An 11,906-nucleotide genomic window follows, 5' to 3' on the forward strand; every position below is an offset into this window, starting at 1 on the left:
GGTTTCATGGGTTTTCTGGTCGTTGCGGCCTTCCTCGGTCTGTTCATGCTTGGCTTCCCGGTGGTCTACGCCATCCTGATGCCGTCAATTCTCTACGTACTTGTCGAGGGCTTGCCGTTCGGGCTGCTTGCCCAGCGGATCACCTACGCGCTGGATTCGTTTCCGCTGGTGGCCGTGCCTCTCTTCATCTTCGTCGGCAACCTCATGAACCTCTCCGGCATTACCGATCGCATCTTCCGCTTCGCCTATACGCTCGTCGGGCGAATGCCGGGCGGCCTGGCGCAGGTCAACGTCTTCGGAAGCCTGATCTTCTCCGGAATGTCCGGGGCGGCGCTGGCTGACATCGGGGGCCTGGGGCGCATCGAAATCGACGCCATGAAGAAGCGCGGCTTCGATCCGTCCTTCGCAGGCGCGGTAACTGCCGCTTCCGCCACGCTCGGGCCGATTTTCCCGCCTTCCATCCCGCTTATCGTCTACGGCTCGGTCACGAGCGTCTCGATCGTCCAGCTCCTCGTAGCGGGCATCATGCCCGCCGTGCTGTGTACCGCCCTGCTGATGCTCACGGTGCTGATCGTCGCCATCCGACACGGCCATGCGCGCGCGGAGCGCTGGCCGACGGCAGGCGAGCTGGTCGGCACGCTGGTGCCGGCGCTACCGGCCATTCTTGCTCCGGCGCTCATGGTCGGCGGCATGACGGCTGGCGCCTTCACACCGACCGAGGCGGCCGCGATAACGGCCGTCTATGTCATCTTCATCAGCGGCGTCTTGTACCGTGAACTGACGCTGGCGCATCTGTGGCATTCGGCGGTTCTGACGGCCCGCAGCTCCAGCGCGATCCTCATCATCGTCGCCTCGGCCGCGCTTTTCGGCTGGATTCTGGCGGTCGAGCAGGTGCCTCAGACCTTTGCGGCGACACTGCTCGGCTGGTCGAAGGACCCGCTGATGCTGCTGATCATCGCAAATCTGATCTTCTTCGTCGCCGGCATGTTCCTCGACTCGACGACCGCAACGCTGCTTCTCGTTCCCATCATAGCCCCGCCGCTCGTGATGGCCGGTGTCGACCCGGTTCAACTCGGCATCGTGACGATCTTCAACCTGATGCTCGGACTGCTGTCGCCGCCGATGGGTTTGTCGCTGTTCCTCGTGTCGGATATCGCCAAGGTGTCCATCCGGCAGCTTCTGCGAGCGCTTGTGCCCTTTTACGTTCCGCTGGTTTCCACGCTTGTTATCCTCACTTTAGCGAAGGACTTCACGCTGTGGCTGCCCCGCCTGATCGCCCAGTAATCTTTTCTCCAGGAGACACCAATATGCGTATCGTCATCGGTTCCGACCATGCTGGCTTCCACCTCAAGGCCACGATCATCGACCACGTCACCTCGCTCGGCCACGAGGTGTATGACGCAGGCTCGTACGATGCGAACCCGGTAGACTTCCCCGACATCGCAAAGACGGTCACTTCCTCGATCATCGAGGGCAAGGCGGATCGCGGGCTAATGGTCTGCGGCACCGGAGTCGGCGCCTCGATCGCGGCCAACAAGGTGAAAGGCATTCGCGCCGCAGTCTGCCATGACGTGCATTCCGCCCATCAGTCGGTGGAGCATGACGACGTCAACGTCATGTGCATCGGCGCCCAGATCGTCGGCGCATGGTTGGCAAGGGATCTCGTTGCAGCCTACCTCGCCGCCGAATTCTCCACCGACGAGGATTTCCGGCGCCGGGTGCGCAAGCTCGCCGAAATGGACGAGCAGCGCTGAGTATCCGCCGGGCCGGCTCCGCGCCGTCCGGCCAAACTCGCGCGTCTATTCTTCCTTGCTGACCTCGCCATCCACGAGGTGGATGCGGCGATCCATGCGAGCAGCCATGCCCAGGTCGTGCGTCACAGCGACGACCGTCTTGCCGCGCTCGCGGACAAGCCCGTCGAGAATTGCGAATACCTGCTCCGAACTCCTGCTGTCGAGGCTTCCGGTCGGCTCGTCGGCCAGGATCAGCGGCGGATCGTTGGCCAGCGCCCGTGCGACCGCCACGCGCTGGCGCTGGCCGCCCGAGAGCTGATCCGGCCGCTTGTCGAGATGATCGGCGAGGCCGAGCGAGGACAGCAACTCGGTCGCCCGGGCCCGCATCGCGTCGCGGTCGAGGCGGGCGAGCTTGCGCATCGGGATTTCAACGTTCTCACGCGCGGTAAATTCCGGCAGGAGGAAATGGAACTGGAAGACGAACCCCATCGTGGCGAGGCGGGTCTCCGCCCGCTCCTTCTCGCTCATGGGCTCCGTATCGCGGCCGCGGACGCGGAGCATGCCTTGCGTCGGCTTGTCGAGCAGCCCCAGCAGATAGAGCAGCGACGACTTTCCCGATCCCGAGGGGCCGGTAACGGCCACGAACTCGCCTTCCTCGATGATGAGGTCGATGTCCTTCACCAGCGTTACCGGAACCGTCTCATGCAATATACGCGTGAGGCCCTGAGCCTCGATCAGCGGGCTCATGTGGCACCCCTTATGATGTCCACCGGATTGACGCGTGCTGCCCGGCGCGCAGGCAGGTAACCGGCGACCGCTGCCGAGGACAGGGCGAAGGCTGTCGCTACGGCATAGTGAAGAATGCTCCACGCGATCGGCAGCCTGGTCATTTCCTGGCCGGTCGCGGCAATTTCGAACCGCACCCGGGAAAGGGCGTAGGTGATCGCGAAACCGAGCGCCCAGCCGAGAAGGGAACCCGCTATGCCGATCGCCAGGCCCTCGATCACGAACAGACGTCGCATGTCGGCTTGCGAAAAGCCCAACGACTTCATGATGGCGATGTCGCGCGCCTTCTCGTGCGTGATGGTCGAAACGATGTTGAAGATGCCGAAACCCGCTACCAGCATGATCGCGGCGACGACCGTGTACATGATGACGTTGCGCACGACGAGCGCTTCGAGAATGGACTCGTTCGCCTCCTGCCACGCGACCGCCTTGTAGCCGAGTTCGGCCTCCACGCGACGCGCCACGGTGGGCGCGGCGTTCGGGTCGTCGAGCTTGATGCGGATCTCGTTGATTGCATTCGGCCTGTTGGACAGGATCTGGGCGTTCTTCAGCAGCACATAGGCTTCGCCTTCGTCACGCGCCGTGGTGCCGGTATGAAACAGGCCGACGATCTTGAAGTTGCGGGCAAGGCCTTCCGAAGACACGGCGGTAATCGTATCGCCGAGCCCGGCACCCAGCCTCGAGGCCATGGTATCGCCTATCACGACGTTGTTGCCGCCGGCCGCAAGCGCGCCGAAGCTGCCGGACTCGAAATCCTCTACGATGGGCGAGACCTTCACCTCCTTCTCCGGCTCGATCCCGATCACCACGGCGCCGACTTCCCGGCCCGAGTAGCGGATCACGCCCTGAACGTTCAGGACCGCGGCAAGCCTGCCGGGCATCCAATCTTCCAGCCAGGAGACCGCCTTGGTCGGATTGATGATGCCGCGCCGGTCGTCCCGCGGCCTCAGCCCGGATATGGCGACGGCTGCGAAGAGGTCTTCCGCCGGCTGCCGCCGCGCCGAGCGCTGTTCATCGGTGACATCGACATGCGGCATCGTGTCGACGAGCTGGCGAACGAAATCGTCCTGCCCTCCCTGCATCAGCGCCGCCATGGCGATCGAGAAGCCGACGCCGACGGCGACACCGATGACCGCGACGAGGGTCTGGCGGCCGCGGCCGGCGACGTGCGTCAAGGCAATATCGAAGATCAGGCGCATGGCGTTCAATTCGTCGTTGTTTCAACTACATCCACCCGAGTCCCGTCGGTTAAATCGGGGGGCAAGGGCGAGATTATGCGTGCGGTTTCCTCCAGGCCGGAAAGGATCTCTACGCCGTTCGTGCCGCGGATGCCGGTCTTGATCTCGCGCAGTTTCGCCGTCCCGCCTTCTACCACCGCGACTCTAGTGCCGCTGACCGCTGCCGCGGGGATGACCAGAGCGTTGCGCGACACGCGGACCACGATGTTTACGTCTGTGGACATACCGATTCTGAGCGGCGTGTCCTCCGGCAGCCGAAGGCGAACACGGTAAGTTTTCGTAACGGGATCGCCCTTCGGCGTGATGCTGTCGACAACCGCCTCGAGCGCGCGCTCTGGAAACGCATCCGACCGAAGGTAGGCATTCTGGCCCACTTCGACCCGCGGAATGTCCTCTTCGTTCACCTCCGCCTCCACGATCAGCGGTCGCGGCTCTCCGACCCAGAAGAGAACGGTCCCAGGCTCGGCGACCTCGCCGATCTCTCCATCCTGCCGTAGCACCCGCCCGTCGCTGGGCGCGCGCAGCACATAGGCCGCAAGTCGCGCCTCCTGCCCCGCGATCAATGCCTCCAATTGAGCGACGTCGGTGCGGGCCCTGTCCACCGTCTGCTCGCTTATCGTGTTTCTTTCGGCTAAGGCGAGCTTGCGGCGGTATTCTTCCTGGGCAAGCGACAGGCGCGCCTGCAGCTCGCTCAGAATCGCCCGCGCCTCCGTATCGTCCAGGCGCGCGAGCGCGGCACCCTTTTCCACCCGGTCGCCCTCGCAGTTGCACTGCTCGACGATCCGCTCGCGCACTGTCGAAGTGACCTTTGCCCAAACGCGCGGCTCCACGACGCCGCTCGCATAAACGATCTCAGCCGCATCACCGCGCTTCGGCATCACGACCGAAACAGGCACCGCCCGGGTCGCATACCAGAAGGCAACCGCACCGACTGCGGCGGCTATCGCAATACCCGCCGCGTAGCGCCTCATCTGCCGCATAAGCCGCACGAACCACTCCTGAAACTCACTCGCATAGACTGTCAGGATAGCATTAGACCGACCGTCGGTCTATAATCGCACACAGGACTTCGCGCATCCTGCCAACACGTGTAGAACGTTCTTCTCCGGTTCAGGACAAGTCTATGCCACGAATCAAGAAATCGCCTGACGTCAGAACGAATGAGATCATCGGCTGCGCTGAACGCCTGTTCTTCGAGCAGGGATACGAAAACACGACCGTTAACGACGTGATCCGGGAAGCGAATGTTTCCAAGGGCGCGTTCTATCACTACTTCGTTTCGAAGGAGGCACTGCTGGAGGCAGTCGCCGCGCGCATGGCACGCCAAAGCTTGAAGGAACTGCAAACGGTATTCGAGGATCCCTCCCTCGACGCCGTCGGCCAGCTGAATGCCCTTTTCGCGGGTTCGCGGCGCCTGAAAGTGGACATGGCGCCGCAATTGAAGAATACATTCAACGCACTTTTCAAGCCGGAGAACATCGTCCTCTATCATCGCATCGACGTAGCGGTTAGCGCTGTGACACTCCCCTTTCTAACCGAACTTCTGAGGCGCGGTCACAAGGAGGGGAGCCTCGACGCACCCGATCCTGAAGCGCTCGCGCCGATGCTGTTGTATTTGCGGCTTGGCGTCGCCAAGACGATGCATCGGGCTCTGCAGCAGACCGAAGCCGGCGACCTGGACGGCGCGGCGCGGACGCTGGATGGCTGGATGCGCACCTACGGGATGGCTGTCGAAAGATTGCTGAAGATCCCCGAGGGGACGATCGAAGTAACGGAACCGGGCTTTTCGCGCGCATTTCTGGAAGCTTCCGTCTAGCTCCTTGAAGCCGATACTTCCGGACGGAAAACCGCTGCGCACTTTTCCTGGAAGTGCGTTAACCCCATTAAGCTTCGCACTTCCGGACGGAAAACCGCTGCGCACTTTTCCTGGAAGTGCGCTAACCCCATTAAGCTTCGCACTTCCGGACGGAAAACCGCTGCGCACTTTTCCTGGAAGTGCTCCGGATATCCCCGATATTCACCGGCGATAGCCCTGATGGGTCAGTGGAGCCGAAGCATTATGCGTGCTAGTCCTTCGTCAGCCGTCTCGGACGGGGGAAGACGGTCAGAGGCCTGGCGCTTCAGCGACTGGCCTCGCCGGGGGCTGGGGCACAGCACGCCGGCAATCCGGATGGGTTCGAAGCTCGACGTCCTGGCGGAATCAGGGCTTACCCGAGCGAAAGGCCCTGACCGTTATCGGCCAGGGCCCCATTCATTTCCCACCAGCTCAATAAGACAGCACGGACACGGCAATACGGTCTCCAGCACAGCCCATTACAAGCCATAGCGATGCAAGAAGATGTGTCGGTGCAAGTGGGATATTACACAAACGTATTACTATAACCAGTAACAAATTGGGGGTATTCGCATTAAATCGGCTCGTGAATACCATCTGCTCCGAGCCGAACCGGAGCTACCCTCCCCGGACGGATGAGCGCCAAATGAGATCAGGCCGGAAGCGAACCGATCGGTCGACCGGCTCCTGCCTCTCGTTGACGAGCCAAGCAACCGCCTCCCGGGCTATCCTGTCCACGGGTTGCGCGAAAGTGGTCAGGTCATAGGAGGACCAGGCGGCCTGTTCAATGTCGTCGAAACCCGCGACACAGAGCAGATCGGGAATGGAGACACGGAACTGGTGGCGCGCGGCATCCATGAAGCCGCATGCAAGGAGATCCGTGGCACAGAAGACCGCATCGGGACGCTCGACGAGTGTCAGCAGCCGCTGCGCCAGAACGCGGCCGCTTTCGTAATTTGTCGGCCCGTGACGCTCGACCAGAACCGGGAGGCCCGCTGCTTTTGCCGCCGCCACGAAACCGTGTTCGCGCGCCATCAGGCTCGGGGTGCCGGCTTGCGAATTCGCGAAGGCAAGACGCCGGCAACCCGCGCGCACGAAAGCGGTGACGACCCGCCCCGCCGCCTCCGCGTCATCGAGATTGATCCGAAGCGGGCCCTGCTGGTCGTCGTCGCGGTTGATGAGGACGAGGCGCTGGCCGTTCTTGAGGCAGAGCTGGGTAATCGACCGGTCGGGCATTCCGGACAGGATGATCGATGCATCTGCGCGGTACCGGATTGCCTGTCGCAACGCGAGATCGACGCTGCCGTCCGAGCGGTCCGTGTTGATCAGCATGGCGACCTTGCCGGCGTTCTGCAATTGCTGCGTCATCCCCCGGATCAAATTGGCGCGGTAGGGCGTGCTCATCTCGGATACGATAAGGCACACAATGCCACTCTCGTTTCGCATCAGTCCGCGCGCGAGATGGTTGACGTGATAGCCGAGCGCTTCCGCCGCCTCCACCACCCTTCGCCGGGTTTCGGGCGAGACGCTGGCGCCCGGCGTAAAGGTACGGGAGACGGCTGAGCGTGAGACGCCCGCCCGCTCTGCGACTTCCTGGGCGCTGACAAACGGCTTCTGCGGCATTCACGACCTCTCCTCGATCCTGCACGCAGAATTGCACCATTTTGCAATTGCGTGCAACGCCATCATATCACGCCCTATCGAACAAATTTATTGACACTCCCCATATCATCGTGCAGCATTTGCACGCGCTTGCAAAAAGCGTCCGGCTCGGAGGCGCCGGCACAATCTGGGAGGAAACCGATGGGTTTGGTTAAACTGGCCGCGGCAGCGCTCGCCGCGGGTGCGACGTTCTTTGCCTTTTCCGCGCAGGCCGACGGAAATCTCAATCTGATCTGCTCGGCCGACGTGGTGATCTGCGAGCAAATGAAGGGCGTCTTCGAAAAGAAGACCGGCATCTCCGTCAACATGGTTCGCCTGTCTTCCGGCGAAACCTATGCGAAGATCCGGGCCGAGGCGCGCAACCCCAAGACGGACATCTGGTGGGCGGGCACCGGCGACCCGCATCTGCAGGCCGCCTCCGAGGGACTGACGCTCGAATACAAGTCGCCGATGCTCGGCGAATTGCATGAATGGGCCGTCAAGCAGGCCGAGAGTGCCGACTACCGCACGGTCGGCGTCTATGCCGGCGCGCTCGGCTGGGGCTACAACACGGAGATCTTCAAGCAGAAGAACCTGAAGGAGCCGAAGTGCTGGGCGGACCTGCTCGATCCGTCCTTCAAGGGTGAAGTCCAGATTGCCAATCCCAATTCTTCCGGCACCGCCTATACCGCGCTTGCAACGCTCGTTCAGATCATGGGCGAGGACGAGGCTTTCGACTATCTGAAGAAGCTGAACGCAAACGTGTCGCAATACACGAAGTCCGGGTCCGCACCGGTGAAGGCCGCAGCGCGGGGGGAAACGGCAATCGGCATCGTGTTCATGCACGATGCGGTGGCGCAGACGGTGGAAGGCTTCCCGGTGAAGTCCGTGGCGCCCTGCGAAGGCACCGGCTATGAAATCGGCTCGATGTCGATCATCAAGGGTGCAAAGAACCTCGAGAGCGCCAAAAAGTGGTATGACTGGGCGCTCTCCGCCGACGTGCAGTCCAGTATGAAGGAGGCAAAATCGTTCCAACTTCCTTCCAACAAGACGGCCAAGGTGCCGGAAGAGGCGCCGAAGTTCGAGGACATCAAGCTGATCGATTACGACTTCAAGACCTACGGCGATCCGGCCAAACGCAAAGAGCTCCTGGAGCGCTGGGACCGGGAGATCGGCGCTGCCGCGAACTGATCGCGCAACGCGCCTTTCAAACGGGTTCGAGCCGCCGGGAAACCGTCGGCTCGAATCCGGCAATCTCGGCCAGATGAGCTGTTCCGCTCGCATCGCGTCCTTTGTAACGGCAGCGATCTCGCTTGTATTCGGAAGAACTCATCGTGACACGGCGGGACGGACAGCCCATCCATGAAAACCCACAACCGCAGACTGGATATCGCGCTGGCTCTCGGGCTTGCTGCCTTCCTCCTCCTTCCCTGGTACAGGATCGACGGCGGTTTCTTCGCCTTCGGCTGGCTTTCCGCTTTTCCGGAAGAACCGGCCGCAGCGCCGGGTCTGCTTCAGATCGCTTCCTTCGGTAAATGGTGGCTGATACTTCCGGCGCTGGCCATGATGGTCGCCGCCGCTGCTCGCCTCATCGGCGATCCCGCGCGGCGAGGAAGCTTCCTTGCCTGGACAGGCGCAGGCGGCATCGCCGTTTTGGCTCTTCAGGGCCTCGCCATCGGCTTTTCCGGCTGGAACTGGACGATCAGCGAAGCGCTGTTCGGCGCGCTTGCGGACGGCCAGCCCTCGATGGGCGCGGGGGCGGTGTTCGCGGCGCTCGTCTTCGTCCTCCTTTTCGCCTTCGGGCTGGCCGAACGCGGCGTGATGAAGGGCGACGCCTTCGTCGTCTCGGCCATCTCGATGCTTGTCTTTCTCGTCGCCGTCTTCGTCTTCTATCCTGTCGGGAGCATGCTGGTCGGCGCCTTCCAGGATTTCGACGGCTCCTTCAATCCGGAAGGCTTCACCCGCAATATCGTGGATCCGTCGATCTGGAGTCTCGACTGTGTCGTCGGCGGCGGGCGCTGCGGGATCGCGTGGCGGACTTTCTGGCTGGCGGTGATGACCGCAGGCGGCTCGACCATCCTCGGCCTTGCCTTCGCCCTGGTCGCGACCCGTACCGGCTTCCGTTACAAACGGAGCCTCCGGCTGTTGACGGTGCTGCCGATCATCACGCCGCCCTTCGTGGTCGGCCTCGCGCTCACTCTGCTCTTCGGTCGTTCAGGCGTCATCACCGAAGCCCTGTCCACGCTGATCGGCGTCGAGCCCGGCCGCTGGCTCTATGGCCTCACCGGCATCTGGATTGCGCAGGTCCTGTCCTTCACGCCCATCTCCTTCCTTGTGCTGATCGGCGTCGTCGAAGGCGTCAGCCCGTCGATGGAGGAGGCCTCGCAGACGCTGAGGGCGGACCGCTGGCGCACTTTCTGGCGCATCTCGCTGCCGCTGATGAAGCCGGGGCTCGCCAATGCATTCCTCATCGGCTTCATCGAAAGCATGGCCGATTTCGGAAATCCGCTGGTGCTGGGCGGCAGCCATGGCGTTCTTTCGACGGAAATTTTCTTCGCCGTCGTCGGCTCGCAGAACGACCCCTCCCGCGCCGCCGTGCTCGCCCTCATTCTCCTTTGTTTCACGCTGACGGCCTTTTTGGCGCAGCGCTTCTGGCTTTCGGGAAAGAGCTTCGCAACGGTTACCGGCAAGGGCGACAGCGGCAGCCACGCCGCCCTGCCGCGCACGGTTTCAATCGCGGTCCATGCCCTGGTCATCCCCTGGGCGCTCTTCACGCTCGTCGTTTACGGCATGATCCTCGTCGGCGGCTTCGTGAAGACCTGGGGGCTGGACAACTCGCTGACGCTCGCCCACTACGTCAAGGCATTCTCCGTCGAGTTCCGCGACGGCAGCATCGCCTGGACGGGCGTTGCCTGGAACTCCTTCTGGACGACGATGGAGATCGCCCTGATATCGGCACCGCTCACGGCAGCCGTCGGGCTCCTGACCGCCTATCTGATCGTGCGCCAGAGGTTCGCCGGCCGCGAACTCTTCGAGTTCGCCCTGATGATGAGTTTCGCCATTCCGGGGACGGTCATCGGCATCAGCTACATCATGGCCTTCAACCTGCCGCCGCTCGAAATGACCGGCAGCGCTCTGATCCTCGTTGCCTGTTTCGTCTTCCGCAACATGCCCGTCGGCGTGCGCGGCGGGGTGGCGGCGATGAGCCAGCTCGACGGAAGCCTCGACGAGGCATCTCTGACGCTCCGGGCCGATAGCTTCCGCACCATCCGCAAGATCATTCTGCCGCTTTTGCGGCCGGCGATTACGGCCGCCCTCGTCTATTCCTTCGTGCGCGCGATCACTTCGATCAGCGCCGTCATCTTCCTGGTCAGCGCCGAGTACAACATGGCGACGGCCTATATCGTCGGGCTGGTCGAAAACGGCGAATACGGGGTGGCGATCGCCTATTCCTCCATGCTGATCGTGGTGATGATATCGGTCATTGCCGGCTTCCAGCTTGTCGTCGGCGAACGCAGGCTTCGGCGCGAAAACCGCATCCAGGCCGTTGCCCGCGCGCCCACTCCCCTTCCCCAGGAGAAAACCGCATGACTGTCGTGGCTCCCGGTTCCGTCGTCTTCCGGAACATATGCAAGAAGTTCGGTGCCTTCACCGCCATTCCCGACCTGTCGCTGACCATAGAACCAGGCACGCTCGTCACGTTGCTCGGACCCTCCGGCTGCGGCAAGACGACGACGCTTCGGATGCTGGCCGGCCTCGAACATCCGACATCCGGCCGCATCCTGATCGGCGGCAAGGACGTGACGATGCTGCCCGCAAACGAGCGCGACGTCTCGATGGTCTTCCAGTCCTATGCTCTCTTCCCACACATGAACGCCCTCGACAACGTGGCCTACGGCCTGGAGTCGTCAGGCATGAAGCGCAAGGAAGCGCGCGAAAGAGCCGAGGAAGGACTGGCCCTGGTCGGCCTGCCCGGCATGGGCCAGCGCCTGCCGGCCGAGCTCTCCGGCGGGCAGCAGCAGCGCGTCGCGGTCGCCCGTGCACTGGTGCTGGAGCCCCAGGTTCTTCTCCTCGACGAGCCGCTGTCAAATCTCGATGCAAGGCTGAGGCGCCGCGTCCGGACCGAAATCCGCGAACTGCAGCAGCGGCTCGGTTTCACCGCGGTCTATGTCACGCACGATCAGGACGAAGCCCTCGCCGTCTCCGACCGCATCATCGTGATGAAGGACGGGAGCATAGCCCAGGAGGGCGCCCCGCGCGAACTCTACGAAACGCCGGCCTCCGCCTTCATCGCCGACTTCATGGGCGAAGCCAATGTCGTTGCCTGCGACGTGATCGACGTCGACGGTCACGAGGCCACGATCCGTGTGGAACGGCTGACGCATCGCGTGAGCGGCCGCGGAATGCGCCCCGGACCGGCGAAGCTTGCGGTGCGCCCGAACGCGATCACGCTGGAGCCGTCCGCAGCCGGCAGTTTTTCAGGCGAGATCACCCATACGGCCTATCTCGGCGATCATGTGGAGTACGAAGTCAAGACGGCAGCCGGGACGCTCTTCGTGGTCGACCCGGCGGTGGAGCGGGCACTTGCGCCCCAAACGAATGTGGCAATCGCCTTCAAGGAGCGCGGCATTGCCCTCATCAACGGTTAGCCCCGGCAATTTGCAACCAAGGATT

At 62.8% G+C, this 11,906-nt stretch carries 10 protein-coding genes; 6 read left to right on the top strand and 4 right to left on the bottom strand.

Translation table 11 applies throughout. The annotated features are described in order from the left end of the window. Window positions 1–6 precede the first annotated feature (6 nt). Complete coding sequence (locus CN933_RS25370; protein WP_102762822.1) at window positions 7–1,284, top strand: TRAP transporter large permease; 1,278 nt, start codon at window positions 7–9, stop codon at window positions 1,282–1,284. A 23-nt stretch (window positions 1,285–1,307) separates the two neighbouring features. Next, on the top strand, window positions 1,308–1,754 hold the full coding sequence (gene rpiB, locus CN933_RS25375) for a ribose 5-phosphate isomerase B (protein WP_018097878.1): 447 nt from the start codon (window positions 1,308–1,310) through the stop codon (window positions 1,752–1,754). 45 nt (window positions 1,755–1,799) lie between these two features. Here rpiB and CN933_RS25380 read toward each other — a convergent pair whose 3' ends face one another. The 3 genes from CN933_RS25380 to CN933_RS25390 are packed head-to-tail and all read right to left on the bottom strand — an operon-like array spanning window position 1,800 to window position 4,746. Beyond that, complete coding sequence (locus CN933_RS25380; RefSeq protein ID WP_102762823.1) at window positions 1,800–2,480, bottom strand: ABC transporter ATP-binding protein; 681 nt, start codon at window positions 2,478–2,480, stop codon at window positions 1,800–1,802. After that, a complete protein-coding gene (locus CN933_RS25385; protein WP_102762824.1) occupies window positions 2,477–3,718 on the bottom strand; it encodes an ABC transporter permease in 1,242 nt (413 codons plus the stop codon). Before CN933_RS25385 ends, CN933_RS25380 begins: the two co-directional genes overlap by 4 nt. A gap of 5 nt (window positions 3,719–3,723) precedes the next feature. Then, window positions 3,724–4,746, bottom strand: coding sequence for an efflux RND transporter periplasmic adaptor subunit (locus CN933_RS25390; RefSeq protein ID WP_164867013.1), 1,023 nt, complete (start codon window positions 4,744–4,746; stop codon window positions 3,724–3,726). Window positions 4,747–4,880: 134 nt separating this feature from the next. Here CN933_RS25390 and CN933_RS25395 point away from each other — a divergent pair, with 134 nt between their 5' ends. Further along, window positions 4,881–5,573: a TetR/AcrR family transcriptional regulator gene (locus CN933_RS25395; RefSeq protein WP_102762826.1), complete on the top strand. Its 693-nt coding sequence runs from the start codon at window positions 4,881–4,883 to the stop codon at window positions 5,571–5,573. Window positions 5,574–6,209: 636 nt separating this feature from the next. Here the strand turns inward: CN933_RS25395 and CN933_RS25405 are convergent. Beyond that, a complete protein-coding gene (locus CN933_RS25405; protein WP_102762827.1) occupies window positions 6,210–7,214 on the bottom strand; it encodes a LacI family DNA-binding transcriptional regulator in 1,005 nt (334 codons plus the stop codon). A gap of 180 nt (window positions 7,215–7,394) precedes the next feature. Here CN933_RS25405 and CN933_RS25410 point away from each other — a divergent pair, with 180 nt between their 5' ends. The 3 genes from CN933_RS25410 to CN933_RS25420 all read left to right on the top strand — a co-directional run bounded on the left by CN933_RS25410 (window position 7,395) and on the right by CN933_RS25420 (window position 11,881). Continuing rightward, window positions 7,395–8,423: an ABC transporter substrate-binding protein gene (locus tag CN933_RS25410; RefSeq protein WP_102762828.1), complete on the top strand. Its 1,029-nt coding sequence runs from the start codon at window positions 7,395–7,397 to the stop codon at window positions 8,421–8,423. A 171-nt stretch (window positions 8,424–8,594) separates the two neighbouring features. After that, the gene (locus CN933_RS25415) at window positions 8,595–10,823 is read left to right on the top strand and encodes an ABC transporter permease (protein ID WP_102762829.1); all 2,229 of its coding nucleotides are present in this window, start codon (window positions 8,595–8,597) and stop codon (window positions 10,821–10,823) included. Then, window positions 10,820–11,881 carry an ABC transporter ATP-binding protein gene (locus CN933_RS25420; protein WP_102762830.1) on the top strand — a complete coding sequence of 354 codons (1,062 nt, stop codon included), beginning with the start codon at window positions 10,820–10,822 and terminating at the stop codon, window positions 11,879–11,881. The genes CN933_RS25415 and CN933_RS25420 overlap by 4 nt, the downstream gene beginning before the upstream one ends. Window positions 11,882–11,906: the final 25 nt, after the last annotated feature.

This window comes from Sinorhizobium sp. M4_45 (genome assembly GCF_002885915.1).
Lineage (GTDB): Bacteria > Pseudomonadota > Alphaproteobacteria > Rhizobiales > Rhizobiaceae > Sinorhizobium > Sinorhizobium meliloti_A.

Excerpts from the sequence above, each read along its gene's own strand:
- CN933_RS25420 (WP_102762830.1), top strand. The coding sequence starts at position 10,820 with ATGACTGTCGTGGCTCCCGGTTCCGTCGTCTTCCGGAACATATGCAAG.
- CN933_RS25415 (WP_102762829.1), top strand. The coding sequence starts at position 8,595 with ATGAAAACCCACAACCGCAGACTGGATATCGCGCTGGCTCTCGGGCTT.
- CN933_RS25385 (WP_102762824.1), bottom strand. The coding sequence starts at position 3,718 with ATGCGCCTGATCTTCGATATTGCCTTGACGCACGTCGCCGGCCGCGGC.
- rpiB (WP_018097878.1), top strand. The coding sequence starts at position 1,308 with ATGCGTATCGTCATCGGTTCCGACCATGCTGGCTTCCACCTCAAGGCC.
- CN933_RS25370 (WP_102762822.1), top strand. The coding sequence starts at position 7 with ATGGGTTTTCTGGTCGTTGCGGCCTTCCTCGGTCTGTTCATGCTTGGC.
- CN933_RS25380 (WP_102762823.1), bottom strand. The coding sequence starts at position 2,480 with ATGAGCCCGCTGATCGAGGCTCAGGGCCTCACGCGTATATTGCATGAG.
- CN933_RS25395 (WP_102762826.1), top strand. The coding sequence starts at position 4,881 with ATGCCACGAATCAAGAAATCGCCTGACGTCAGAACGAATGAGATCATC.
- CN933_RS25405 (WP_102762827.1), bottom strand. The coding sequence starts at position 7,214 with ATGCCGCAGAAGCCGTTTGTCAGCGCCCAGGAAGTCGCAGAGCGGGCG.
- CN933_RS25410 (WP_102762828.1), top strand. The coding sequence starts at position 7,395 with ATGGGTTTGGTTAAACTGGCCGCGGCAGCGCTCGCCGCGGGTGCGACG.